Genomic DNA, 23,907 nt, shown 5'->3' with positions numbered 1-23,907 from the left:
TCGCGCTTCCTGGCCACAGGCGAGTGCGGGGATGCCCGCCGGACCCTCGGGTGGCCCCGCGAACGTAGCAGCCGTCCGCCGGTCACGATCGCGCTCACCGTGACCGCGCCCGCGTGCCGTTCCCGCACTACATTCGGGCCGTGACGACTCCCAGCCCCCTACCCGACCCGCGGGTGCGCCCGACGGTGACCCCGGGCAGCGGCGGGCTCGTCGACCGGCACGGGCGCACCGCCACCGACCTGCGGGTCTCGCTGACCGACCGGTGCAACCTGCGCTGCAACTACTGCATGCCGCCCGAGGGGCTCCAGTGGCTGCCCAAGGTCGAGCAGCTGACCGACGACGAGGTCGTCCGGCTGGTCCGGATCGGCGTGGAGCACCTGGGCATCCAGGAGGTCCGGTTCACCGGCGGCGAGCCGCTGCTGCGGCCCGGGCTGCCCGGCATCGTCGCGGCGACCACGGCGCTGCGCCCGCGCCCGGAGGTCAGCCTGACCACCAACGCGATCGGGCTGTCCCGGATGGCCCCGGCGCTCGCGGCGGCCGGCCTGGACCGGATCAACGTCAGCCTGGACACCCTGGACCGGGAGCGCTTCAAGCAGATCACCCACCGCGACCGGCTGCCCGACGTCCTCGCCGGCATGCAGGCCGCCCGGGACGCCGGCCTGACACCGGTCAAGGTCAACGCCGTCCTGCTGCGCGGGATCAACGAGGACGACGCCGTCCCGCTGCTGGACTACTGCCTGGAGCACGGCTACGAGCTGCGCTTCATCGAGCAGATGCCGCTGGACGCCCACCACGCCTGGACCCGCGGTGAGATGGTGACCGCGGAGGACATCCTGGCCCGGCTCACCGCCGCGCACACGCTCACGCCGGACGTCGAGGAGCGCGGCGCTGCACCGGCCGAGCGGTGGCTGGTCGACGACACCGGGCTGACCGTCGGCGTCATCGCCTCGGTGACCCGCTCGTTCTGCGGCGCCTGCGACCGGACCCGGCTCACCGCCGACGGGCAGATCCGCAACTGCCTGTTCGCCCGCGAGGAGTCCGACCTGCGCAGCGCCCTGCGCACCGGCGCCGACGATGCCGAGATCGCCGACCGCTGGCGGATCGCGACGCTGTCCAAGCTCCCCGGGCACGGCATCGACGACCCGAGCTTCCTGCAGCCCACCCGTCCCATGTCCGCGATCGGGGGCTGAGATGACCGCACCCACCGTGACGGTGCGCTACTTCGCCGGCGCCCGCGCCGCCGTCGGCGTCGACACCGAGACGCGGCAGGCCGGCACGCTGGCCGAGCTCGTCGGTCAGCTCGCCGACGCGCACGGCGAGCGGCTGGAGCGGGTGCTGACCGCCTGCTCCTTCCTGGTCGACGGAACCTCCACCCGGGACCGCGCGTTGGTGCTCACGCCCGGCACGGTGGTGGACGTCCTGCCTCCCTTCGCCGGCGGATGAGGAGCCCCCGATGAGCGTGTTCGACAAGGCCAAGGCGAAGGCCGAGGAGCTGCTGGGCCGCGCCGAGCAGGTCTACGGCGAGTCGCACGGCGACGCCGCTGCCACCATCGACGGCGAGGCCCGCCGCCTGGAGGCCGAGGCCGAGGAGGAGCGCGCCGACCGCGACCGCGACCGCCGGGACGACGACGGACTGGCCGGCGCCGGCGCGCACTGACGCCGCGGGCGCGCCGGGATCACCCGCGCAGGCGGATCGCGACCAGGGCGACGTCGTCCTCGGGCTGACCGTGCACGAGCCGGTCGAGCAGCTCGTCGCAGAGCTCGTCCAGTGACCGCCCGGCGAGCTCTGCGGCCGCTTTCCGCAGCCGGGCCATCCCCTGGTCCAGGTCGCCGCCGCGGCTCTCGATGAGCCCGTCGGTGAACAGCAGCACCGTCGTCCCGCCGTCCAGCGTGACCACCGACTCCCCGCGGGTGGTCTCGGCGTCGACGCCGAGCAGCAGCTCGCCCCGCCAGTCGGCCAGGGCGGCGAGCGTGCCGTCGGGGTTGATCACGAGCGGCGGCAGGTGCCCGGCGTTGCTCCAGCGCATCCGGGTGACGCCGCGGGCCAGTTCGTCGGGGGTCTGCTCGAACCGCGCCACCGCCGCGGTGGCATAGGTGCCGACCTCCAGCTGGGCCATCGACGCGTCGAGGCCGCGCAGCACCTCCCCCGGGCCGGCGTCGCTGTAGGTCGCGATGCCGCGCAGCAGCGAGCGCAGCTGGCCCATCGCCGCGGCCGCAGCGGTGTCGTGCCCGACGACGTCGCCGATGACCAGCATCGTCGCCCCGCAGGGCTGCAGGAAGGCGTCGTACCAGTCCCCGCCCACCCGGGCCGCCTCGGCCGCCGGGGTGTACCGGACGACCACCTCGGCCTGGTCGTGGGTGAAGGCCCCGGTGAGCAGGCTGCGCTGCAGCTCCTCGGCCAGCTGGCGCTGCTGGGAGAACAGCCGCACGTTGTCCAACGCGAGGCCGGCCCGGTCGGCGACCTCCTGCGCGGTGGCCAGCTCGGACTCGTCCATCACCCGGTCGCCGTCGAAGTACAGCGTCAGCGCACCCAGCGTCCGCCCCCGGCCGCGCAGCGGCAGGGTCACCCCGGAGTGCGGCCCGAGCAGCCCCAGCAGGTCCCGGGCCTGACCCTCGGGCATCAGGGCGGCCACGTCACCGGCGGCGGCGATCACGGTCTCGCCGAGCAGCGCCCGCACCACGGGCGAGGTCACCGGCATCGAGCTCAGCCGCACGGCGGCGTACCGCTCCACCAGCGGACGGCGGGCGGGGTCGACGTGCCACCAGCCGACGTCCCGGGGGCGGCCGTCGTCGTCCAGCACGGTCAGCACGCACCAGTCGCCCAGCACCGGGACGATCAGCCGCGGGATGCGGCTGGCCGCGGAGTCGACGTCCAGGGTGCCGGCCAGCTCGGCGCTCACCCGGGCCAGCATCGCCAGCCGCTCCCGGCTGGCGCGACGGTCGGTGACGTCGGAGAAGTAGCAGAGCAGGCCGCCCTCGGCCGGGATCGCCTGCACCTCGAACCAGCGGTTCAGCGGCTGCGGGTAGAAGCCCTCGACGCTGACCGGTTCACCCGTGGCGACGGCGCGCCGGTACGCCCGGCCGAACTCGTTGTCCCGGTTGGCCGGGAACGTCTCCCAGAAGTCCGTGCCGATCAGCTGCTCGCGGGGCAGGCCGAGGATGGTCACGCCGGCCTGGTTCACGTAGGTGATCCGCCAGTCGCCGTCCAGCGACAGGAAACCCGAGGGCATCGCCTCGACGATCAGTTCGCCAGCCCGCCAGGGCATGTGGGGACCTCCCGGTCATTCCGCCACCCGCGGTACACCGGAGGAGCACTCGCCCCTGGGCTGGAGTCGAGTCGGTGAGTTTATGCCACGCCGACGGCCCGCAGGGCAAACACGGCGTCACAGGCGGCCCACCCGTCACGGGCAGGCGACCCACTCCTCCGCACCGTCGGAGAAGACCTGCCGCTTCCAGATCGGCAGCCGGGCCTTCACCTCGTCGACGAGCTCTGCGCATGCGGTGAACGCCTGGCCCCGGTGGGCGGCGCTGACCGCGCAGGCCAGCGCGACGTCGCCGATGCCCAGCAGCCCGATCCGGTGGGAGACGGCGACGGCCTGCACCTCCGGACGGGCGGCGAACTCGGCGGCGATCTCGGCGATGAGCTCAGCGGCGGTCGGGTGCCCGGTGTACTCCAGCTCGGCGACCGAGCGGCCACCGTCGTGGTCACGGACCACGCCGGCGAACGAGACCACCGCACCGGCCGCCTCGTCCGCCACCGCCGCCTCGTGCTCGGCGACCGACAGCGGCTCCTCGGTCACCCGGGCCAGGATCGTCTCCACGGCGGCGAAGGTACCCGCGCTGCCACTGCCCAGGCACAGGAGGCTTTCCACCCGGTATCGGGCGTGGAACCGGGTGTAGAGCTTCCTATGCCTGGGTCGGCGGGACGTCCAGGTCGGTGGGGTCGGCCAGGCCGGTGCAGTCGACCTCGGTGACCTCGCGGGCGGCCAGGTAGGCCCGGGCCCCCTCGTCCCCGGTCGCCGTCCCGGCCACCCCGGCCCAGTGGTCGCGACCCAGCAGCACCGGGTGGCTGCGGACGCCGTCGTAGGTGGCGACGGCGAGGGCGTCCGGAGCGGCGTGCTCGGCCAGCCGGACCAGTGCGGCCGGCGTCATCCCCGGCATGTCCACCAGCTGCACCAGCACGGCATCGACTCGCCCGGGCCAGCCGCGCAGCCCGTCCAGGCCGGTGCGCAGGCTGGAGGCCATGCCGCTCTCCCAGTCGCGGTTGGCCAGCACGGTGGCGCCGGTCAGGTCGGCGGTGCGCCAGACGTCGACCGCCTGGGCGCCGAGCACGACGAGCACCGGGTCACAGACCGCAGCCGCCGTCCGGACCGCACGCTCGACCAGCAGGCTGCCCTCGTACTCGACCAGCGCCTTCGGCATGCCGTACCGGCGGCCACCGCCGGCGGCGAGCACCAGCCCGGCCACGGGTGCGTCGGAGGTCATCCGGCGACCCCCGAGCGGACCTGCTCGCTGGTCAGGCAGGGCTCCACCTGGTCGCTGGCGTGCGCCACCCGGGCCAGCAGGCGCCGCAGCTGGGCGCTCTCGTCGGCGTCGAGGTCGCCGAGGAGCCGGCCCTCCACCGCCCGCAGCGCGGACCGGGACCGGTCCAGCGCCGCGCGCCCCTCGGGGGTGACCACGACCTGGCGCACCCGCCGGTCGGCGGGGTCGGGCCGGCGGGTGACCAGCCCGGCGTCCTGGAGCTCGTCGACCAGGTAGGTCATCGCCGTCTTGTCGATGGCCAGCCGCTGGGCCAGCGCGAGCTGGGAGGACGGCGGCCCGGCGTGCACGGCGACGAGCACCTGGTAGCCGCGCGGGCCGCCGGGCAGGTCGTCGACCGCGGTGAGGGCGGTCTGCCGGAAGGCCGTGGCCACCCGGTGCAGCGACCACCCCAGCTCGTCCTCCAGCCCAGGGGCGGCCGGGTCCACCGGCTCTCGACTGCGCGTCACCGCCACATCGTACGTGGGTGCTACCGTCCGTCCAACAGATCATCTAATCCGCAGACGATCTGATCGACCGACGACCGTGAGGCAGCCGAGCATGAGCACGACGACGCACCCCAGCCACGACACGACCGCCACCGATGCGGTCCGCCCGTTCACCATCGACGTGCCGCAGACCCAGCTCGACGACCTGCAGCAGCGGCTGGCCGCCACCCGGTGGCCGGACGCCGAGACCGTCCCCGACACCAGCCAGGGCCCGCAGCTGGCCAAGGTCCAGGCCCTGGTCGAGCGCTGGCGCACCGGCTACGACTGGCGGGCCACCGAGGCGCTGCTCAACGGCTGGGACCAGTTCGTGACCACCATCGACGGGCTGGACGTGCACTTCCTGCACATCCGTTCACCGGAGCCGGACGCGATGCCGATGGTCATGACCCACGGCTGGCCCGGCTCGGTCCTGGAGTTCCGCACGGTGATCGGGCCGCTGACCGACCCGGTGGCGCACGGCGGCCGCGCCGAGGACGCCTTCTCGCTGGTGATCCCGAGCCTGCCCGGCTTCGGCTTCTCCGGGCGGCCCACCACCACCGGCTGGGACCTGCCGCGCACGGCCCGCGCCTGGGTCACGCTGATGGCCCGACTGGGCTACGACCGCTTCGTCGCCCAGGGCGGTGACCTCGGCGCCGGGGTCACCGAGGAGATGGCCGCGCTGACGGCCACCACGCCCACCGGGCTGGCCGGCATGCACCTGAACATGGCCATGTTCTGGCCCACCCCGCAGGAGATGGCCGAGGCGACGCCGGAGGAGCAGCAGATGCTCACCGAGGCCCGCTACTACGACGAGGTGCTGTCCGGCTACGCCAAGCAGATGTCCACCCGGCCGCAGACGATCGGCTACGCCCTGTCGGACTCGCCGGTCGGGCTCGCCTCGTGGATCTACGCGATGTTCCAGGACGTCGGCGGCGCACACGGGGACGCCGAGGCGGTGTTCGACGTCGACGAGATGATCGACGACGTGATGCTGTACTGGCTGACCGGCACCGCGGCGTCCTCCGCCCGGATGTACTGGGAGCTGAGCCAGGGGCACTGGGGGCCGCCGGCCGGCGCGGCGCCCATCGACCTCCCGACCGGGATCACGATCATGCCGGGGGAGTACGTGCGCAAGTCCCGCCGCTGGGTCGAGCGCCGCTACACCGACCTGCTGCACTTCGACCAGGTCGCCGCCGGCGGGCACTTCGCCGTGCTGGAGCAGCCGGAGCTGCTGGTCGAGGAGATCCGGACGACGTTCCGGCGGCTGCGCTGAGCTGGGCCGGTCACCGGGGGTAGACGGCGACCTCGGAGGCCTTGACCGAGGCCCAGACCCCGGCGCCGGGCGCCAGCCCGAGCTCGGCGAAGGAGGTGGCGGTGACGTCGGCGGTCAGCGCCACCTCCCCGGCCAGGTCGCAGCGCACCACCGAACCGTGCGGGGTGGCCGTGACCAGCCGCAGCGGCCACACGTTGCGCGGGCTCCCGGCGGGCCGGGACAGGTAGAGCGCCACCGACTCCGGCCGGACGGCGACGAACACCGGGCCGGCGACGTCCTCGGCCACGGCGACCGTGCCGCCGCCGTCCAGCTCGACCGTCGTCCCCGCAGCCGTGCCGGCCAGCAGGACCAGACCGACCAGCCGGGCCACGTAGTCGGTGCGTGGACGCCGGGCGACCTCCGCCGGGGTGCCGGCCTGCACCACCCGGCCGTCCTCGACGACCACCACCCGGGTGGCCAGCGCCATCGCGTCGACCGGGTCGTGGGTGACCAGGACGGCGCTGCCGGCGTAGTCGGCGAGGTGCCGGTGCAGTTCGGCCCGCACGGTGAGCCGGGTGCGGGCGTCCAGCGCCGACAGCGGCTCGTCCAGCAGGAGCACCCGCGGCTCCCCCACCAGCGCCCGGGCCAGCGCCGCCCGCTGCGCCTGCCCGCCGGACAGCTGCCCGGGACGGCGGTCCCCGAGCCCGGTGAGGCCGACCCGGGCCAGCCACTCCCCGGCGGTCGCCCGCGCGTCGGCCCGGCGGACGCCGCGGGTGCGCAGCCCGAATGCGACGTTGTCGGTGACGGAGAGGTGCGGGAACAGCAGGTGGTCCTGGAACACCATGCCCAGCGACCGCTCGTGCGCTGGCCGGTGCTCCTCGGGGGAGTCCCAGACCTGGTCGCCGTCGACGACGACCCGCCCCCCGTCGGGAGGCAGCAGCCCGGCGAGCACCCGCAGGACGGTGGACTTCCCGGCCCCGTTCGGCCCCAGGACGGCGAGCACCTCGCCGTCGGCCACGGCCAGCTGCACGTCCAGCTCGAGGGCCCCGCGCCGGACGACGACGTGCGCGTCCAGGCTCACGCGACCGTGCCCCGGCCGAGCCAGCGGTCGCGCAGCAGCAGCAGGGTGGCCAGCGAGACGCCGAGCAGCACCAGGCTCAGCACGATCGCCGCCTCTGGGTCGCGCTGCAGGGTCAGGTAGACCGCCAGCGGCATGGTCTGCGTCGTCCCCGGGAAGTTGCCGGCGAAGGTGATCGTGGCGCCGAACTCCCCCAGCGCCCGCGCCCAGCAGAGCACCGCCCCCGCAGCGACCCCCGGTGCGACCAGGGGGAGGGTGACCCGGCGGAACGTCGTCCACCGGTCGGCGCCGAGCGTGGCGGCGGCGTCCTCGAACCGGGCGTCGGCGGCGCGCAGCGCGCCCTCCACGCTGATCACCAGGAACGGCATCGCCACGAACGCCTCGGCGATGACGACCGCCGCGGTGGTGAACGGCAGGGAGAAGCCGGTGGCCTCGAACAGCCAGCGGCCCACGATCCCCTGCCGGCCCAGCACCAGGAAGAGCGCGACCCCACCGACCACCGGCGGCAGCACCAGCGGCACGGTGACCAGCGCCCGCAGCACCGACCGGCCGCGCAGCTGCGACCGGGCCAGCACCCAGGCGAGCGGGACGCCGAGGACCAGCGAGACGCCGGTGGCGAGCGTGGCCGAGACCAGCGACAACCGCAGCGCCTCGCCGACGCCCGGGCGGGCGAGCTGCGGGCCGATCTCCGACCACGGCGCCCGCACCAGCAGCCCGAGCAGCGGCAGCACCAGGAACGCCACCCCGAGCAGCGCCGGCACCAGCAGCGGCGCCGGCACCCCGCCGCCCCGTCTCCGCCACCAAAATGGCCATTTTGGTGGGATCGGGTGGGTCACGGGAGGCGGAAGCCGGCGGCGGCGAGAGCCTGCCGGCCGGCGTCCGAGCGCACCAGGTCGGCGAACGCCGCTGCCGCCGGTGGGTTCGGGGCGGCCTCGAGCACCATCAGCGGGTAGCGGTTGACCACGTCGGCGGCCTCGGGGACCTCGATGCCCTCCACCGTGGAGCCGGCCGCAGCGACGTCGGTGGCGTAGACCAGCGCCGCGTCGACCTCACCGAGCTGCACCTTCGTCAGCGCCGCACGGACGTCCTGCTCCAGGGTGTCCGGCGCGGGGGTGAGGCCGGCGGCGTCGAACACCCGCGCGGCGGCCGCGCCGCACGGCACCTCGGCGGCGCACAGGGCGATGGTCCGCCCCGGGTCGGCGAGGTCGGCCAGGCCGGTCACGTCGGCCGGGTTGCCCGCCGGGACGGCGATGACCAGCGTGTTCTCCGCGAAGACGGCGGGGGCACCGGCACCGAGGTCGGCGACGGCGGCCAGCTGCTCCTCGTCGGCCGAGGCGAGGACGTCGGCCGGCGCACCCTGGGCCACCTGGGTCGCCAGCGCGGAGCTGCCGGCGAAGGTGAACTGCACGTCCAGGCCCGGGTGGTCGGCCTCCAGCTGGTCGCCGAGGTCGGTGAAGACGTCGGTCAGCGAGGCCGCCGCGAAGACGGTGAGGGTGCCGCCCAGCTCGCCATCGGTCTCGATCGACCGCCCGCCGTCGTCGACCCCGCAACCAGCGAGGGCCAGCAGCAGCGCACCGGCCGCCGACCGCCTCACGGCACGTCCACGCTGACCTGGGTCGCCTTCACCGTTGCCACCGCCTGGACGCCGGGCTCCAGGCCCAGCTCGTCGGCGGCCTCCCGGGACATCAGCGACACCACCCGGAACGGCCCTGCCTGGATCTCCACCTGCGCCATCACGGTGTCGCGGACCACCCGGGTGACGATCCCGGTGAGCCGGTTGCGGGCCGAGGACGAGCGGGTGGCCCCCGGCTGAGGCGCCTCGTGCAGCTCGGTCGCCACCCGGGCCAGCGCCACGCCGTCGACCTGCGCCGGGCCCTCGCCACGGGTGGCGGGCAGCCGGTTGCTGTCGATCCAGCGCCGGACCGTGTCGTCACTCACGCCGAGCAGCGCAGCGGCCTCGGCGATCCGGTAGGAGGCGGACACAGGAGCACTCTAGTTCCGCACCTGAGGGCGCACAACGGGTCAACCATCCGCATGCGCGGACCAGGGTTCGTCAGGCAGCGATCCGGTGGGCCAGTCGCTTCGCACCGCTGCTCGCCGGCCGTACCGACGTGGCGGCCGGCCGACGGGAGGTCAGCGACCAGGCGGTGACCCGGACCAGCGCCTCGCGGATGATCCGCGAGCTCATCTTGCTCTCGCCGAACTCCCGGTTCACGAACAGGATCGGCACCTCGACCAGGCGCAGTCCGCGCTCCCACACCTGGCGGGTCATGTCGATCTGGAAGCAGTAGCCCTGGCTCTGCACGCCGTCGAGGTCCAGGCGCTCCAGGGTGTGCCGACGGAACGCCCGGAAGCCCCCGGTCGCGTCGCCCACCGGCAGCCGCAGCACGGCCCGCACGTAGCGGTTGGCGGTGCGGCTCAGCAGCTCACGGCTGTGCGGCCAGTCGGCCACGGCACCGCCGGGCACCCACCGGGAGCCGAGCACGGCGTCGGCTCCGCTCAGTGCCGCCAGCAGGCGGGGCAGGTCCTCGGGGCGGTGCGACCCGTCGGCGTCCATCTGCGCCACCACGTCGAAGCCCTCGGCCAGCGCCCAGCGGAAGCCGGCGATGTAGGCCGGCCCCAGCCCCTCCTTGCCCGGACGGTGCAGCACGTGCACCCGCGGGTCCTCGGCGGCCAGCCGGTCGGCGAGCTCGCCGGTGCCGTCGGGGCTGTTGTCGTCGATCACCAGGACGTGGGCGTCCGGGACCGCATGCAGGATTCCGTCGAGCGTGCGCGGGAGGCTCTCCCGCTCCTGGTAGGTGGGGACGCAGACGCACACGGACGGAGGGTTCATCGTCCCGCCATTACCAGTCCCGACCTCCGGGACACCCCGTTCTTCAACATCATTAGGGCGACACTCGCCGTTACCGGATCGTTGTGCGATTTGTGCACAAGGGACGATTCACCTGCTGTGACCTGATCGTTATGCCCATTCGGTGTGTGAGGGCGGCGATATGCGGACATGCCTTTGCCCGACCGCTTCCCCCGAACACAGGAGCACCCCATGAACAAGCTCGTCCGCGGCGCCTCTGCCGCCACCTTCTCCGGCCTGCTCATCTTCGGTGCCGCCGGCTGCGCCGGCGAGAACGCAGACGACGACGGCACCGTCCAGGTCACCGAGACCGAGGAGCTCACCGAGACCGAGGAGGTCGAGACCGAGGTCACCGAGACCCTCGAGCCGACCGAGACCGAGACCGAGGTCGAGGAAGAGGTCGTCGAGACCGAGACCGAGCTCGAGGTCGAGACCGAGACCGAGTTCGACGTCGACGTCACCGAGACCGAGGGCTGAGTCCCCGACTGACCACTGGGGCACGCGACCAGTGAGCGCAACCGCATCCACGGTCGCGCAGCGAGAGACGGGCGGTGCCTCCGGGCACCGTCCGTCGTCGGTCCGGCGCGTGCCCCCGGGGGTCGTGCGGTGGGGCGTGCCGCTGGCGCTGCTGGGCCTGGCCGCCGCCATCCGGTTCTGGGACCTCGGCGACCCGGACCGTCTCTACTTCGACGAGAAGTACTACGCCGTCGACGCCTCCGACTACCTGGTCCGGGGCGTCGAGGAGGGCCGCCCGGCCCACCCACCCATGGGCAAGTGGGTGATCGCCGCCGGCATGGAGCTGTTCGGCTCCACCCCCTTCGGCTGGCGGGTCGGCATGGCCGCCGCCGGCTCGCTGACGGTGCTGCTCACCTACCTGAGCGGGCTCCGGCTGTTCCGCCGCACCGCCCCGGCTGCGCTCGCCGCCGTGCTCGTCACCCTGGACGGCCTCGCGGTGACGTCCAGCCGGATCGCCATGCTCGACGCGGCCCTGGGCCTGTTCGTCATCGCCACGTTCTGGCTGGTCCTGCTGGACCGGGATGCGCGCACCCGGACCCGCGCGGCCGGTGAGGCGCTGCGCCGGTCCTTCCTGGGCTCCCGGTACCGCTGGCTGGCCGGGCTCACGCTCGGGCTCGCGGTGGCCACCAAGTGGACCGGCCTGATCGCCGTCGGTGTCGCCGGTCTGCTGGTACTCGGCACCGAGCTCAGCGGCCGGGGCGAGACCTTCCGCGCGGCCGCGCGCCGCGCCGGTGCGGTCACCGGCGGGGCGGTGCTGAGCCTGCTGATGATCCCCGCCGCCGTCTACGTCGCCAGCTTCGCGGGCTGGTTCGCCAACTACCCCGAGAGCCACGCCGCGCAGCAGGCCTGCGAGGCCGGGGACTGCGGCACCTCACCGGGCGACCGGCTGCAGACGTGGGCGCAGAGCCAGGTCGACCTGGTCGACTACCACCTCGGCCTGGAGGCCAGCCACCCGTACCGGTCGAGCCCGCTGGGCTGGCCCTGGCTGGAGCGGCCGGTGCTGGTCTACGCAGAGAGCTGTACGACCGCGCAGCAGGAGGCCGACGAGTGCGAGGTGCCGCCGGACACCCGGGCGCGCATCGTCATGCTCGGCAACCCCGGCCTGTGGTGGCCGGCGCTGCTGGCCTACCCGGTGCTGATCTGGCGCGCGGTCGCCCGCCGGGACCGCGTCGCGACCACCGTCCTGGTCCCGCTGCTGCTGCTGTGGGCTCCCTGGCTGGCCGCGAACAAGCCCGGCTACTTCTTCTACCTGGTCCCCGTGGTGCCGTTCATCGCCCTGGGCCTGGTCCGTGCCGTGCAGGCGACCCGCCGACCGCGGCTGGCCGGCGGTGTGGTGCTCGCCCTCTCCGCCGCCGGGTTCGCCTTCTTCGCCCCGGTCTGGCTGGGGATCCCGCTGGAGTCCGACAGCCTGGACCTGCGCTTCTGGCTCGACTCCTGGGACTGAGCTCGGCTCCGGGGGAGTGACGATGCCGAGCCGTCCACGGCAGCGGCCCCGCGCCCGGCCTGCGGGTCGTTTGTCGATCTCGGGGGTCGGGAAGTCGCGGTCGGTGACCCAGACCGACCAGCGCGCCGCCGACCCGAAGACCACCGCCGGTGGCTCCCCCTCCGTCCGCACCCGGCGGATCCGGGAGACCGCCCGGGAGGTGCTCGGGTTCGAGGAGTTCCGGGCCGGCCAGGAGGAGGCGATGAAGGCGGTCGCAGCCGGTCGCGACACCCTCGCCGTGCTGCCCTCGGGGGCCGGCAAGTCCGCCGTCTACACCGTCACGGGGCTGCTGCTCGACGGCCCGGTCGTGATCGTCTCACCGCTCATCGCGCTGCAGCGCGACCAGGTGCAGCGCCTGGCGGAGCTGGGTGAGGAGCGGGTCGGCCGGGCGGCGGTGCTCAACTCCAGCCTGCCTGCACTGGAGCACCAGGCGGTGCTGGACGGCGTGCGTGACGGAACGGTCCGCTACTGCTTCCTCGCCCCGGAGCAGCTGGCCAAGCCGGAGGTCGTGGCGGCGCTGCGGACGGCGGCCCCGGCGCTGTTCGTCGTCGACGAGGCGCACTGCGTCTCCGCCTGGGGGCACGACTTCCGCCCCGACTACCTGCGGCTGGGCGGGGTGGTCCAGCAGCTGGGGCACCCGACCGTGCTGGCCCTGACCGCGACCGCCGCGCCACCCGTGCGGGCGGAGATCGTCGAGCGGCTGGAGATGACCGAGCCGGAGGTCGTCGTCGCCGGCTTCGACCGGCCGGAGATCCGGTTGGAGGTCGAGCAGCGGGCCGACGCGCACGCCAAGCACACCGCCGTCCTGGACCGGGTGGTCGAGCTGACCGGGCGAGGGAGCGGGATCGTCTACAGCGCCACCCGGCGGAGCACCGAGGAGCTCGCCGACGCCCTCGCCGAGCGCGGGGTCCGTGCGCGGGCCTACCACGCCGGGTTGAGGAAGGGCGACCGTGAGGAGGTGCAGCGGCAGTTCATGGCCGACGAGCTGGACATCGTCGTCGCGACCACCGCCTTCGGCATGGGCATCGACAAGCCGGAGACCCGGTTCGTCGTGCACGCCGAGCCGGCCGACTCGATCGACAGCTACTACCAGGAGATCGGCCGGGCCGGTCGCGACGGCGAGCCGGCGGTGGCGGTGCTGGTGTACCGGCAGGAGGACCTGGGACTGCGCCGGTTCTTCGCGGCCGGCGCACCGGCGGAGGAGGAGCTGCAGCAGGTCGCCGGGCTGGTGCAGGCCGGGACGGCGGCAGGGATGGACGGCGTGGACGTCCGCGACCTGCGGGCGGAGACCGGCCGCGCCGCGACCCCGCTGGTGCGCGACCTCAACCTGCTGGAGCAGGCGGGCGCCGTCGTCGTGGACGACGAGGGGACGGCGTCACCGGCCCCGGACGCCCCGCCCGCCGGGGAGGCCGCCGCTGCCGCCCGGGAGCTCGCCGAGCACCACGTGCGGGTGGACGAGAGCCGGGTGGAGATGATGCGCGGCTACGCCGAGACCACCGGCTGCCGGCGGCAGTTCCTGCTCGGCTACTTCGGCGAGCAGCTCGACGAGCCCTGCGGCAACTGCGACAACTGCAGCGCCGGGCTCTCCCAGCAGCAGCAGACCGCCGACGAACACCACCCGTTCCCGGTCGACCTGCCCGTCGAGCACACCGAGTGGGGCCCCGGCGTCGTCATGCGGCACGAGGACGACCGCGTCGTCGTCCTGTTCGAGGCGGTCGGCTACAAGACCCTCGCCCTGCAGACCGTCCTGGACCACCAGCTGCTCGCCCGGGCCTAGTCCGCAGCCGCCTCCTCCAGCAGCCGGCGGAAGTCCGCCAGCCGCACCGGCTTGGTCAGGAAGCCCTGGACTCCTGCCGCGGCGAACGCGGCACGCTGGTCCTCGCCGGTGCTCGCGGTCAGCGCCACGAGCCTGGTCGCACCAGCCGGGCCGGGCAGCGCACGGATGGCCGAGGCTGCCTCCACACCGGACATCCGCGGCATCTGGTTGTCCAGCAGGACCAGGTCGAAGCGCTCCCGCTGGACGGCCGCGACGGCCTCGTCGCCGTCCTCGACGGTGACCACCTCGGCCCCGGCACTGCCCAGCAGGGCAGCGGCGACCATGAGGTTGACCTCGCTGTCGTCGGCGATCAGCACCCTGGGTGGCCGCGCCCCACCCGGCCGTCCCTCGTCGGCAGGGGGCGGCGCCGCACCTGCCGCGGACGTCTCCACCGTCGGCGCGGACACGGTCCGGGCGCGGGGCAGGTCGGCCACGACGACGAACAGCGAACCGCTGCCGGGCGTGCTCTGCACGTCGACCCGGCCGCCCATGAGCTCGACCAGCTGCTGGCTGAGGGCCAGCCCCAGCCCGGTGCCGCCGTAGCGCTGACCCTGGGCGCCCTGGGAGAACGGCTGGAACAGACCGGCCAGCTCCTCGGCGCACATGCCCGCGCCGGTGTCGCGCACCGAGAGACGGAGCTGCACGAGCCCCGCACCGGCCGCACTGAGCTCGACCGCCACGACGACCTGTCCGTGGGCGGTGAACTTGACCGCGTTCCCGACCAGGTTCATGAGCACCTGACGCAGCCGGCCCGGGTCACCCACGAGGAGCTCGTCGGTGGGCGCGTCCAGGACGACCGACAGTCCCTTGCGGGCGGCCACCGGGGTCATCGCCGCGGTCACGTCACGGGCCACGGCGGCGGGGCTGAAGTCCTCACTGGCCAGGTCGACGGCGGTGGTCTCGGCCTTGGACAGGTCCAGGACGTCGTTGAGCAGCCGCAACAGCGCCTCGCCGGAGCGGCGTGCCACGGCCACGTACTCGGCCTGCCGGGCCGTCAGCCGCTCCAGCTCGAGCAGCTCCAGGGTGCCCAGCACGCCGTTGAGCGGGGTGCGGATCTCGTGGCTCGCCGCAGCGAGGAAGGCCGTCTTGGCCCGCGTGCTGGCCAGTGCCAGGTCGCGTGCCTCGGTCAGCTCCTGCGCATGCGCACGCGCCTGGGTGACGTCCTTGAGCGCCACGACCGCGCCGAGCAGTCGCCCGCCGCTGTCGTGCATGACCCGGCCGTCCACCGACACGGTGCGCGGCGCCATCCCCTCCGGGGCGATGACCATGGGGACGTCGCGCACCTCCTCCCCGGCCAGCGCCCGGTTCAGCGGCACCTGGTCCACGGCGAGCACCGTCTCGCCGTCCTCGGCCCGCAGATCGTGGCGGGCAGCCCACTCCGCGGGGTCGACACCGGGCTCCTCGGTCCGGCCGTGCAGCTGGTGCGCGGCGCGGTTGAAGGCGGTCAGCCGACCCTGGGCGTCACAGGCGACGACGCCCACGTCGATGGTCTGCAGGATCGCCGTGGTCAGCGCCGCTCGCCGCTCGGCGTCGTCCCGGGCCGCGCTGAGCGCCGCCTCGCCCGCGACCCGGTCGGTGACGTCCCGCAGGAACGCGTTGTAGCGCCAACCGTCCCGCCCGCGGCTGCGCCACAGCGTCAGCTCGACGGGCAACTGGCTGCCGTCCCGCCGCTGGCCGGTCACCTGCACCTGCTGACCGAGGATCCGGGCCTCCCCGCCCTCACGCAGCCGGGCCATGCCGGCGCGGTGCTGCGGACGCAGCTCGGCCGGGACGATGAGGTCGGACAGTTCCCGGCCGATCGCCTCCTCGCGCGACCAGCCGAACGTCGCTGCGGCCGCGGGGTTCCAGTCGACCACGGTGTCGTGCTCGTCGACGGAGACCAGCGCATCGGCGCACGTCTCCACGAGGCCTGCTGCCTGCTCGGCGACCTGGGCGAGCTCCTGGGCCGCGCGCACCCGCTCGGTGACGTCCCGGGCGGCCGAGTGCACCTCGAGCACGGTGCCGTGGTCGTCCCGGATCGGCGCCAGCCGCGCCTCCAGCCAGCGCACCGACCGGTCCGCGTGCCTGGCCCGGAAGAGCACTGCGGAGCTGCGCCCCCCGGTCAGGACACGCCGGGCGGCGTCCTGCACGTCCGGCAGGTCGTCGGGCTCGATGCGCAAGAGGTCGGCGACGCGACCACCGGCGACCGGCTCGTGGCCGAGCACGTTCCGCAGCGACGGCGACACGTAGTGGACGGTGCCGTCCGGCGAGTGGCGGCACAGCACGTCGGCCGACCCCTCGGCCACGAGCCGGAAGAGCGCTGCCTGCCCGGCCGACTCCCGCGCCTGGTGCGCCTGTTCGATGAGGACGGCGGCCTGCCGGGCGAGGTCGGCCAGCGCGTCCAGCTGGGCCGGGCGCAGGCACCCGGGCTCGTCGGCGAAGACGCAGAGCGAACCGATGACCCCGCCCCCGGTGAGCACGATCGGCGCCGAGGCGTAGAAGCGGAGGTCCGCGATCCGGCCGTCGACCCACGGGTTGCCGGCGAAGGCCGGCTCCTGGGTCGCGTCCGGGACGTGGCGCAGGCCCGGCTCGCGCAGGCCGACGACGCACATCGAGTCGGCGACGTCGGTGGACCTGCCGGCGAAGCCGACCTCACCGACCTGGTGCTGGAAGCTCTCGTCGAGCAGGTTCACCACGGCCGTGGGCGTGCCACACAGTGCTGCGGCCACCCGGGTGAGGGCCTGCAGCTGCTCGACCGGGGCGTGTTCGGGCAGGCCGTGGGCCTTCAGCAGGTCCGCGCCGCCGGGGACGAGCGGAGCGGAGAGGACCGGAGAGAGAGGCACCCGGTCCCCATCGGCGCGGCAGGGGTGTTCCTGGAGCCTGGTCTCGAGGACCCCGCCCCCTGGTCAGAGGAGGCCGCGCCTCCGGCGCTCGCGCAGCTCGGCGAACACGAGCGCCCGGATGCGGTCCTCATGCCGCTCGCCGAGCCCGATGAACCGCAGGGACAGCTGGGTGCGCTCACCGGCCAGCGGCAGTGTGCGCACGACCTCGGCCTCGGTCCGGATCAGCTCCCCGCCCAGCTCCAGGGCCACCGGCACGACGGTGCCCACCTCGATCCGCACGCCGGCGCGCGACTCGACGGCGCAGCGGCAGCCGCCCTCGCTCAGGTCGAGGGTCGCGCCGGTGAGCTTTCCCCCGGGGAGGGTCACGCACACCGGGAGGACCAGCGGGCTCCGCACCGCGTCACGGCGCTGGGCCCGCACGGTCGGCCCCGTCGGCCGGACCTCCCACAGCGGTTCGGGACCGCCCAGGCGGACCGCCAGGAACTCCACCGGCAGCGCCCGGAGCCCGTCCGCCCCCTTCCAGACGACGGTCAGCGCCTCGTTCGCGGCCGGCCGCACCGGTCGACGTTCGTCGTCCTGGCCGGCCACCAGCACCAGCTGCTCCGAGCTGCTCTCCCGGACCCAGCTGACCAGGGGGGAGGCGTGCGCTGCCAGCTCCAGGTCCACGACCGTGTTCGTCTCGGGGAGGTCGCTCCCTGAGCCAGCTGTCGTCATCGCGTCTCCTCCGCGCTCCGGAGGCCGTCCGCTCGGGCCTCGGTCAGCACATCGGCAGGTCGCCGCCCCACCTCGACCACCGGGGACGTGATCCGGGCGGCTCACCGTGCGGCGACCGGACTTCGGCGTGATCATGAACGGGGACCGGGCCGCTGGAGCCCGGCCGGGAGGAGTGCACGCGTGAAGGTCCTGGGCATCAACGCGATCTACCACGATCCGTCGGCGGCGCTGGTCGTCGACGGGAAGGTCGTCGCTGCGGCGGAGGAGGAGCGGTTCAGCCGACGCAAGCACGGCAAGCGCCCGCTGCCCTGGAGCGCCTGGGAGCTGCCCGAGCTGTCCGCGGCCTGGTGCCTGCGCGAGGCCGGCATCCGCCCCGAGGAGCTGGACGCGGTCGCCTACTCCTTCGACCCCGCGCTGATGGGCACTCCCGAGGACTCCGGGCTGTTCGACGACGGCGACGTCATGCGCAAGAAGTACGCGGAGATGGCCCCGGACTTCCTGGCGCACGCCCTGCCCGGGCTCGACCCCGCGAAGGTCCGCTTCGTGAAGCACCACGTGGCGCACGCGGCCTCGGCCGGCCTGGGCGCCCCCCAGCGGGACAACGCGGTCCTGGTGCTCGACGGCCGCGGTGAGGCGCACAGCCACCTGGCGGGCCGCTACGTCGACGGCCAGCTCGAGGTGCTCGCCGGTCAGGCGCTGCCGCACTCCCTGGGCCTGATGTACGAGGACCTCACCGACCACCTGGGCTTCCTGCGCAGCTCCGACGAGTTCAAGGTCATGGCGATGGCCAGCTACGGCAAGCCGCGGTTCGTCGGCGACCTGACCGAGCTGATCCGGGCGACCGACGACGGCGGCTTCCGCACCGAGCCGATCGACTACACCGAGTTCGCCCCGCGCCTGGGCAAGGGCGACCAGTGGACCTCCGACCACGCCGACCTGGCCGCCAGCGTCCAGCAGCGGCTGGAGGAGGTGCTGATCGACCTGGCCCGCTGGGTGCACGAGCAGACCGGCGAGAAGACCCTCACCCTGGCCGGCGGCACCGCGCTCAACTGCGTGGCCAACACCCGGATCCTGGCCGAGAGCCCGTTCGAGCAGGTGTGGGTGCAGCCGGCCGCTGGGGACTCCGGGACGGCGCTGGGTGCCGCCCTGCACGTGGCCCGCGAGCTGGGCGAGGACACCCAGCCGATGCCCGGCGCCGCGCTCGGGCGGGGCTGGTCCGACGACGAGATCGAGCAGGTCCTGATCACCGCGGCGATCGACTACGAGCGCCCGGACGACGTCGCCGAGACCGTGGCCGAGGTGCTGGCCGACAACGGCATCGTCGCCTGGTTCCAGGGCCGCAGCGAGTACGGCCCGCGCGCCCTGGGCCACCGCTCGCTCATGGCCCACCCCGGCTTCGAGGCCAACCTGGAGCGGATGAACGACGTCAAGGGCCGGGAGCAGTTCCGCCCGGTGGCCCCCATGGTGCTGCTGGAGCGGGCGCCGGAGATCTTCAGCCGCGGGCCGATCCCCTCGCCGTACATGCTCTTCGTGCACGACGTGGCCCCCGAGTGGCGGGAGCGCATCCCCACGGTCACCCACGTCGACGGGACGGCGCGGATCCAGACCATCGACCCGGCGGAGTCCCCGCTGGTGCACCGGATGATCTCGGCGTTCGAGCGGCGCACCGGCCTGCCGGTGGTGGTGAACACGAGCCTGAACACCGCCGGCCGGCCGATGGTCGACGACCCGCGGGACGCGCTGGAGTGCTTCGGCTCGGCGCCGGTGGACCTGCTCGCGATCGGCCCCTTCGTCGTCCGGCGGCCGAAGGCGACACCCCGCCCGGCCTGATGTGACGTTTCGGCAACGGCCGCCACCCGTTCGGGTGGCGGCCGTTTTCGTGCCGCGAGTCTGGGAACTGGCTGTGCAGGCCCGCTGAGCACCTGGCGGGCGGAGACAACACGGAGGCACCCATGTCCAACGCAGACTCGCCCGGCGCCGCCCGCCGAGGGATGACCTGGCCGCAGATGCTCGCCATGGCGATCGGTGTCGTCTACACGCTCGTCGGGATCGTCGGCTTCTTCATCACCGGCTTCGACGACTTCGCCGAGCACACCGACGAGACGATCATCGGCTTCGGCATCAACCCGCTGCACAACATCGTGCACCTGGTCATCGGCCTGGCCGGCATCGCGCTGGCCAGCAAGCTGAGCACCGCCCGGGTGTACGGCTGGCTGCTGGCCGTCGGTTACGGCGCCGCCTTCGTCTACGGCCTCTTCGCCGCGGGCGGGGACGACGACCTCAACTTCCTGAGCATCAACTGGGCGGACAACTGGCTGCACCTGGCCAGCGTCATCGCCGGCCTGGCCATCGCCCTGGGCCCGGTGAAGACCGTCGACAGCACGCGCGGATCGGACCAGTCCCTGCGTCGCTGACGTCGGGCGAACTCGCACCCCGGCGCCACCACGACCGCCCGGACACCACCCCGGTGTCCGGGCGGTCGCGTGTCTGGCACCGGGTGCCAGACCCCGGTGCGTCCTGCGTCACGTCCGGCGCTAACGTCCGTCCATGGACTTCACCCTCTCCGCCAAGGCCGAGGACGTCAGTGGCCGGATGTGGGACTTCATGCGGGAGCAGGTCTTCCCCGCTGAGCCCGTGTACGAGGAATGGCGCGCCGCGCGCGGCCACGACGACCACGCCCACCCGCCGGTCCTGGAGGACCTCAAGGCCGAGGCGCGTAAGCGCGGCCTGTGGAACCTCTTCCACCACGAGCTCGGCGGCATGACCAACCTCGAGTACGCCTCCATCGCCGAGATCATGGGCTGGTCGCCGACGATCGCGCCGGAGGCGACCAACTGCGGGGCCCCGGACACCGGGAACATGGAGACCCTCATGCTCTTCGGCACCGAGGAGCAGAAGGCCCGCTGGCTCACCCCGCTGCTGGAGGGCGAGATCCGCTCCGGTTTCGCCATGACCGAGCCGGACGTCGCCAGCTCCGATGCCCGCAACATCCAGACCTCGATCGTCCGGGACGGCGACGAGTACGTCATCAACGGCCGCAAGTGGTGGACCAGCGGCGCCGCGGACGAGCGGTGCGAGATCTTCATCCTGATGGGCAAGACCGACCCGGACGGCCCGCCGCACCGCCAGCAGTCGATGGTGCTGGTGCCGCGCGACACCCCGGGGCTGGAGATCGTCCGGCACCTGCCGGTGTTCGGGTACCAGGACCAGCACGGCCATTCGGAGCTGCGGTTCACCGACGTCCGGGTGCCGGTGGGCAACATCCTCTCCGGCGAGGGCGACGGCTTCATGATCGCCCAGGCCCGGCTCGGCCCCGGCCGCATCCACCACTGCATGCGCGCCATCGGCATGGCCGAGCGGGCGCTGGCGCTGATGGTGGAGCGGGCGAAGTCCCGGGTCGCCTTCGGCCGGCCGCTCGCGGAGCAGGGCACCGTGCGGGAGTCGATCGCGCTCTCCCGGATCGAGATCGACCAGGCCCGGCTCTACGTGCTGCAGACCGCCGACCTGATCGACCGGTTCGGCGCCAAGGGCGCCCGCACCGAGATCTCCGCGATCAAGGTCGCCGCCCCGCGGGTGGCCCTCGACGTCATCGACCGCGCGATCCAGCTGCACGGCGGCGCCGGGGTCAGCGGCGACACCGTGCTGGCCCGGTTCTACGCCAGCGCCCGCACACTGCGGATCGTCGACGGCCCGGACGCGGTGCACATCCGCGGGGTCGCCAAGGAGGAGCTGGCCCGCGAGCGGCCCTTCGCCGGGTAGCCGCACCCACCGACGGTCCTGGCACACCCAGGACCGTCGGTGGGCGGGGGCCACGCTCGGCCTGCGCCACCTGCTCCGGACGGCGGACCCGGAGCTCCAGGAGCGGGTGCGGACGGGCTGGCACAGCATCAACTACCGCCACCCGCAGGCCGGTTTCGTCTGTGGCCTGTTCCCCCGCGACACCGGGGTGACCCTCGTCTTCGAGCGCGGCACCCAGCTGCCCGACCCCAACGGGCTGCTCCGCGGCACCGGCCGCACGGTCCGCTCGCTGGAGTTCGTCGCCACCCCCACCGCGGAGGAGGCCGACGTCGTCCCCGAGTTCGTGCACCAGGCCATCGCCCTGGAGCGGCGCAGCAGCGCGCGCCGAGGCGTCAGGGGGCCAGCGTGCCCCCGAACGAGCCGCCGGCCAGCTTGGCCATCAACTGGGTGCGGTCGAGCCCCGCCGCGGCCAGCGCGTCGCCGTCCCGGTCGGTGTCGATCTGCTCCGGCAGGTCTCCCTCCACCTTGTCCGCGGTGTCGTTGTCCCCTTCGGTGCGCAGCACCTGGACCAACTGCTCCCTGCTGATCTGCACGGCCACCTCCACTGCTCGACGTGTCGTGAGTCACAGTGCCGGGTGTCCGCCGAGAGCGCCAGATGATCACGATCAGGTCACGGAGACGCCCTTCCGACCGTGCTCATCGCGTCCTAGGGAGTGACGACAGGGGGATCTGGTGAGAGCCGAGCACGAAGCAGCGTTCGAGGCGTTCGTCGCCGCGCGCTCCGACGACCTGCTCCGGGTCGGGTTCCTGCTGACCGCCGACCGCGGGCACGCCGAGGACCTGCTGCAGACCGCCCTGCTCAAGGCCTACCGGCACTGGGGCCGGATCTCCGGCGCGGACGCCTACCCATACGTGCGCAAGGTCCTGGTGACCAGCGCCGCGAGCTGGCGCCGCCGGCGCACCACGCAGGAGATCGTCTCCCTCCCGGCGTTCGACGCCCCCGAGCCCGACCAGACCGACGTGTTCGCCGAGCGGGACGCCATGGCAACGGCGCTGGCCACCCTGCCGCCGCGGATGCGCGCGGTCCTGGTCCTCCGCTACGGCGAGGACCTCGGCGAGGCCGCCACCGCGGCCGCGCTGGGCTGCTCGGTCAACACCGTGAAGAGCCAGACCACCCGCGGCCTCGCCCGCTTGCGCGCCGTCCTGCCCGCCCGTGCCCTCGAGGAGCGCTGAGATGGACCTGATCGACGTCGAGACCGAGCTCCGGTCGCACCTCGCCACCCGCCCGGTCCCCCGTGCCCCCGGGGACCTGGCCGAGCGCACCCGGGCGCGGCACCGGCGGCAGCGCCGTCAGCAGGCGGCCGTGGTCGGCGTCGGGCTGGCCGTGGTGCTGGTGTTCGGCTCGGTGCCGGTCCTGCGCGGGCTGCTCCCGGCGGTCGGCACCGCGGACGACGTGGCCGCACCGTCGGGGGCTGTGACGACCCGGAGCCTCTACGACGTGCCGGTCCGCGGGCCGCTCGCCGGCGACGACGCCTGGCTGCAGGCGATGGCCGCGCTGCCGTGGCGGACCGACGAGTTCGACCCGGAGGCCCCCCCGCCCGTGGACAGTCACCGGGTGGCCTGGGCCGGCGACGAGGCCGGGCTGCGGATCGCCTTCGTGCTGGGCCAGGCGGACGGCCGGCTCAGCGGTACCTGGTTCACCGGCCCGGCCGGCGCGGAGCCCGGCGAACTGACCCAGGCGACCGGCGTCCAGCGGCTGGTCCGCAACCAGCCACTGGCGTTCGTCGACCTCCTGGAGGGCGGGTCGTCCGGCGTCCTCGTCGTGGTGGGCCTCCCCGGCGACACCGTCGAGTACCTGGCCGGCACCACCGTGACCGCGGCCGGTGAGGAGCAGGTGGACCGGCGGCAGCTGCCCGGGGTGGACGGCGTGGCCGCCGGGGTGATCAACGACCCGCGCGCATCGGCGCACAGCCTGCAGGTCGTCGTCTCGCGGGACGGTCAGGAGATCGAGGCGATGAGCTACGTGCTCAGCGACCGCGCCGAGGCCGCGGCCCGGGCCCCGATCGAGGGGATCGCCGACCCGCGGGAGGTGGGCTCACGAATCTCCGAGGAGACCGTGCAGAACACCCTGCAGCTCCCGCTCAGTGCCTACGGTCCCGGCCTGGAGGGCGCGAGCACGGTGCTGCTCGCCGCGGGGCCGACCGCGGACGGCCGCGGGGAGATGGTGCTGGCCGGCGTCACGTTCCGCTCCGGCGCGACGGTGCTGGTGGTGGGCACCACCCAGCGACAGACCGACGGGTCGACGACCAGCTCGATCTCGACCGACGACCCGCAGCCGGCCGGGACACCGCTGACCGACCAGGTGCTGGCCGTGCGGCTGGACGGGGACGTCGCGGTCCAGGGACCGGCGGACGCCGCCGTCGCGGAGGTGCGGGATGGCGAGGCATCGCTGCTCGCCACCCTGCCGCTCACCGCCGGGAGCGGGGTGGGCAGCGCCGGCGTCGGGCCGCTGACGGTCCGATTCCTGGCCGCGGACGGCACCCTCCTCACCGAGGTCCCGGTCAGCGAGCTCGGCCGGTGACCGGGGAGCCGGCGTCGGTCACCGCGATGCGGCAGCTGGCCGCCGAGGCG

The 23,907-nt window shown here is 74.0% G+C and carries 24 protein-coding genes and 1 pseudogene; 12 read left to right on the top strand and 13 right to left on the bottom strand.

The genetic code is table 11. From position 1 onward, the window contains the following. Positions 1–140: 140 nt before the first annotated feature. From moaA to O2W18_RS12185, 3 genes are read left to right on the top strand one after another with little or no spacing between them, the layout of a single operon-like run. Positions 141–1,190, top strand: coding sequence for a GTP 3',8-cyclase MoaA (gene moaA / locus O2W18_RS12195; protein ID WP_269187793.1), 1,050 nt, complete (start codon positions 141–143; stop codon positions 1,188–1,190). Between the two features lies 1 nt (position 1,191). After that, positions 1,192–1,443 (top strand): MoaD/ThiS family protein, encoded by a 252-nt coding sequence (locus O2W18_RS12190; RefSeq protein ID WP_269187792.1) that lies wholly within the window; start codon positions 1,192–1,194, stop codon positions 1,441–1,443. Between the two features lie 10 nt (positions 1,444–1,453). Beyond that, positions 1,454–1,657, top strand: coding sequence for a hypothetical protein (locus tag O2W18_RS12185; protein WP_269187791.1), 204 nt, complete (start codon positions 1,454–1,456; stop codon positions 1,655–1,657). Positions 1,658–1,676: 19 nt separating this feature from the next. Here the strand turns inward: O2W18_RS12185 and O2W18_RS12180 are convergent, their stop codons facing one another. The 4 genes from O2W18_RS12180 to O2W18_RS12165 all read right to left on the bottom strand — a co-directional run bounded on the left by O2W18_RS12180 (position 1,677) and on the right by O2W18_RS12165 (position 4,988). After that, a complete protein-coding gene (locus O2W18_RS12180) occupies positions 1,677–3,266 on the bottom strand; it encodes a SpoIIE family protein phosphatase (protein ID WP_269187790.1) in 1,590 nt (529 codons plus the stop codon). 135 nt (positions 3,267–3,401) lie between these two features. Then, the gene (locus tag O2W18_RS12175; RefSeq protein ID WP_269187789.1) at positions 3,402–3,821 is read right to left on the bottom strand and encodes a molybdenum cofactor biosynthesis protein MoaE; all 420 of its coding nucleotides are present in this window, start codon (positions 3,819–3,821) and stop codon (positions 3,402–3,404) included. Between the two features lie 85 nt (positions 3,822–3,906). Then, positions 3,907–4,485, bottom strand: coding sequence for a nucleotidyltransferase family protein (locus tag O2W18_RS12170; protein ID WP_269187788.1), 579 nt, complete (start codon positions 4,483–4,485; stop codon positions 3,907–3,909). Beyond that, a complete protein-coding gene (locus tag O2W18_RS12165) occupies positions 4,482–4,988 on the bottom strand; it encodes a MarR family winged helix-turn-helix transcriptional regulator (protein WP_269187787.1) in 507 nt (168 codons plus the stop codon). The genes O2W18_RS12170 and O2W18_RS12165 overlap by 4 nt, the downstream gene beginning before the upstream one ends. Before the next feature lie 91 nt (positions 4,989–5,079). On the opposite strand from O2W18_RS12165, the gene O2W18_RS12160 reads away from it, so the two are divergent. Then, entirely contained in the window at positions 5,080–6,279 is a 1,200-nt protein-coding gene (locus O2W18_RS12160; RefSeq protein WP_269187786.1) for an epoxide hydrolase family protein, read from the top strand. Between the two features lie 10 nt (positions 6,280–6,289). On the opposite strand, the gene O2W18_RS21755 is transcribed toward O2W18_RS12160, so the two are convergent. The 6 genes and pseudogenes from O2W18_RS21755 to O2W18_RS12135 form a co-directional block, all read right to left on the bottom strand. Then, complete coding sequence (locus tag O2W18_RS21755) at positions 6,290–6,745, bottom strand: TOBE domain-containing protein (RefSeq protein WP_442929146.1); 456 nt, start codon at positions 6,743–6,745, stop codon at positions 6,290–6,292. A 120-nt stretch (positions 6,746–6,865) separates the two neighbouring features. Beyond that, a pseudogene (locus O2W18_RS21750) lies at positions 6,866–7,288 on the bottom strand (ATP-binding cassette domain-containing protein); the annotation flags it as partial. Positions 7,289–7,335: 47 nt separating this feature from the next. After that, on the bottom strand, positions 7,336–8,115 hold the full coding sequence (locus O2W18_RS12150) for an ABC transporter permease (protein WP_269187784.1): 780 nt from the start codon (positions 8,113–8,115) through the stop codon (positions 7,336–7,338). A gap of 53 nt (positions 8,116–8,168) precedes the next feature. Continuing rightward, a complete protein-coding gene (gene modA / locus O2W18_RS12145; RefSeq protein WP_269187783.1) occupies positions 8,169–8,930 on the bottom strand; it encodes a molybdate ABC transporter substrate-binding protein in 762 nt (253 codons plus the stop codon). After that, positions 8,927–9,319 (bottom strand): TOBE domain-containing protein, encoded by a 393-nt coding sequence (locus O2W18_RS12140; RefSeq protein ID WP_269187782.1) that lies wholly within the window; start codon positions 9,317–9,319, stop codon positions 8,927–8,929. Before O2W18_RS12140 ends, modA begins: the two co-directional genes overlap by 4 nt. A gap of 70 nt (positions 9,320–9,389) precedes the next feature. Then, the gene (locus O2W18_RS12135) at positions 9,390–10,169 is read right to left on the bottom strand and encodes a polyprenol monophosphomannose synthase (RefSeq protein WP_269187781.1); all 780 of its coding nucleotides are present in this window, start codon (positions 10,167–10,169) and stop codon (positions 9,390–9,392) included. A 210-nt stretch (positions 10,170–10,379) separates the two neighbouring features. Here O2W18_RS12135 and O2W18_RS12130 point away from each other — a divergent pair, with 210 nt between their 5' ends. The 3 genes from O2W18_RS12130 to O2W18_RS12120 all read left to right on the top strand — a co-directional run bounded on the left by O2W18_RS12130 (position 10,380) and on the right by O2W18_RS12120 (position 13,963). After that, positions 10,380–10,664 carry a hypothetical protein gene (locus O2W18_RS12130; protein ID WP_269187780.1) on the top strand — a complete coding sequence of 95 codons (285 nt, stop codon included), beginning with the start codon at positions 10,380–10,382 and terminating at the stop codon, positions 10,662–10,664. Positions 10,665–10,773: 109 nt separating this feature from the next. Then, positions 10,774–12,147 (top strand): phospholipid carrier-dependent glycosyltransferase, encoded by a 1,374-nt coding sequence (locus O2W18_RS12125; protein ID WP_269187779.1) that lies wholly within the window; start codon positions 10,774–10,776, stop codon positions 12,145–12,147. A gap of 103 nt (positions 12,148–12,250) precedes the next feature. Continuing rightward, a complete protein-coding gene (locus O2W18_RS12120; protein ID WP_269187778.1) occupies positions 12,251–13,963 on the top strand; it encodes a RecQ family ATP-dependent DNA helicase in 1,713 nt (570 codons plus the stop codon). On the opposite strand, the gene O2W18_RS12115 is transcribed toward O2W18_RS12120, so the two are convergent. Together O2W18_RS12115 and O2W18_RS12110 are read right to left on the bottom strand one after the other, a co-directional pair. After that, entirely contained in the window at positions 13,960–16,824 is a 2,865-nt protein-coding gene (locus O2W18_RS12115) for a PAS domain S-box protein (protein ID WP_269187777.1), read from the bottom strand. The genes O2W18_RS12120 and O2W18_RS12115 overlap by 4 nt on opposite strands. Before the next feature lie 63 nt (positions 16,825–16,887). Then, positions 16,888–17,538 (bottom strand): flagellar brake protein, encoded by a 651-nt coding sequence (locus O2W18_RS12110; RefSeq protein WP_269187776.1) that lies wholly within the window; start codon positions 17,536–17,538, stop codon positions 16,888–16,890. A gap of 180 nt (positions 17,539–17,718) precedes the next feature. On the opposite strand from O2W18_RS12110, the gene O2W18_RS12105 reads away from it, so the two are divergent. From O2W18_RS12105 to O2W18_RS12095, 3 genes are all read left to right on the top strand, one after another. Beyond that, positions 17,719–19,368: a carbamoyltransferase family protein gene (locus O2W18_RS12105; RefSeq protein ID WP_269187775.1), complete on the top strand. Its 1,650-nt coding sequence runs from the start codon at positions 17,719–17,721 to the stop codon at positions 19,366–19,368. Positions 19,369–19,490: 122 nt separating this feature from the next. Continuing rightward, complete coding sequence (locus O2W18_RS12100) at positions 19,491–19,952, top strand: DUF4383 domain-containing protein (RefSeq protein ID WP_269187774.1); 462 nt, start codon at positions 19,491–19,493, stop codon at positions 19,950–19,952. A 133-nt stretch (positions 19,953–20,085) separates the two neighbouring features. After that, a complete protein-coding gene (locus tag O2W18_RS12095) occupies positions 20,086–21,297 on the top strand; it encodes an acyl-CoA dehydrogenase family protein (protein ID WP_269187773.1) in 1,212 nt (403 codons plus the stop codon). A gap of 371 nt (positions 21,298–21,668) precedes the next feature. On the opposite strand, the gene O2W18_RS12090 is transcribed toward O2W18_RS12095, so the two are convergent. Continuing rightward, positions 21,669–21,869 (bottom strand): hypothetical protein, encoded by a 201-nt coding sequence (locus tag O2W18_RS12090; protein WP_164700673.1) that lies wholly within the window; start codon positions 21,867–21,869, stop codon positions 21,669–21,671. A 139-nt stretch (positions 21,870–22,008) separates the two neighbouring features. Between O2W18_RS12090 and O2W18_RS12085 the strand changes: the two genes are divergently transcribed. Together O2W18_RS12085 and O2W18_RS12080 are read left to right on the top strand one after the other, a co-directional pair. Beyond that, positions 22,009–22,509, top strand: a complete 501-nt coding sequence (locus tag O2W18_RS12085; RefSeq protein WP_269187772.1) for a SigE family RNA polymerase sigma factor — start codon at positions 22,009–22,011, stop codon at positions 22,507–22,509. A gap of 1 nt (position 22,510) precedes the next feature. Beyond that, a complete protein-coding gene (locus tag O2W18_RS12080; RefSeq protein ID WP_269187771.1) occupies positions 22,511–23,857 on the top strand; it encodes a hypothetical protein in 1,347 nt (448 codons plus the stop codon). Positions 23,858–23,907: the final 50 nt, after the last annotated feature.

Source organism: Modestobacter sp. VKM Ac-2983 (assembly GCF_026967885.1).
GTDB lineage: Bacteria > Actinomycetota > Actinomycetes > Mycobacteriales > Geodermatophilaceae > Modestobacter.
This window is presented reverse-complemented; position numbering and strand designations above follow the sequence as displayed.

Bases quoted from the DNA above. Each gene is read 5' to 3' on its own strand.
- O2W18_RS12190 (WP_269187792.1), top strand. From the start codon at position 1,192: ATGACCGCACCCACCGTGACGGTGCGCTACTTCGCCGGCGCCCGCGCC.
- O2W18_RS12185 (WP_269187791.1), top strand. From the start codon at position 1,454: ATGAGCGTGTTCGACAAGGCCAAGGCGAAGGCCGAGGAGCTGCTGGGC.
- O2W18_RS12180 (WP_269187790.1), bottom strand. From the start codon at position 3,266: ATGCCCTGGCGGGCTGGCGAACTGATCGTCGAGGCGATGCCCTCGGGT.
- O2W18_RS12170 (WP_269187788.1), bottom strand. From the start codon at position 4,485: ATGACCTCCGACGCACCCGTGGCCGGGCTGGTGCTCGCCGCCGGCGGT.
- O2W18_RS12160 (WP_269187786.1), top strand. From the start codon at position 5,080: ATGAGCACGACGACGCACCCCAGCCACGACACGACCGCCACCGATGCG.
- O2W18_RS21755 (WP_442929146.1), bottom strand. From the start codon at position 6,745: ATGGCGCTGGCCACCCGGGTGGTGGTCGTCGAGGACGGCCGGGTGGTG.
- O2W18_RS12135 (WP_269187781.1), bottom strand. From the start codon at position 10,169: ATGAACCCTCCGTCCGTGTGCGTCTGCGTCCCCACCTACCAGGAGCGG.
- O2W18_RS12130 (WP_269187780.1), top strand. From the start codon at position 10,380: ATGAACAAGCTCGTCCGCGGCGCCTCTGCCGCCACCTTCTCCGGCCTG.
- O2W18_RS12110 (WP_269187776.1), bottom strand. From the start codon at position 17,538: ATGACGACAGCTGGCTCAGGGAGCGACCTCCCCGAGACGAACACGGTC.
- O2W18_RS12100 (WP_269187774.1), top strand. From the start codon at position 19,491: ATGTCCAACGCAGACTCGCCCGGCGCCGCCCGCCGAGGGATGACCTGG.
- O2W18_RS12095 (WP_269187773.1), top strand. From the start codon at position 20,086: ATGGACTTCACCCTCTCCGCCAAGGCCGAGGACGTCAGTGGCCGGATG.
- O2W18_RS12080 (WP_269187771.1), top strand. From the start codon at position 22,511: ATGGACCTGATCGACGTCGAGACCGAGCTCCGGTCGCACCTCGCCACC.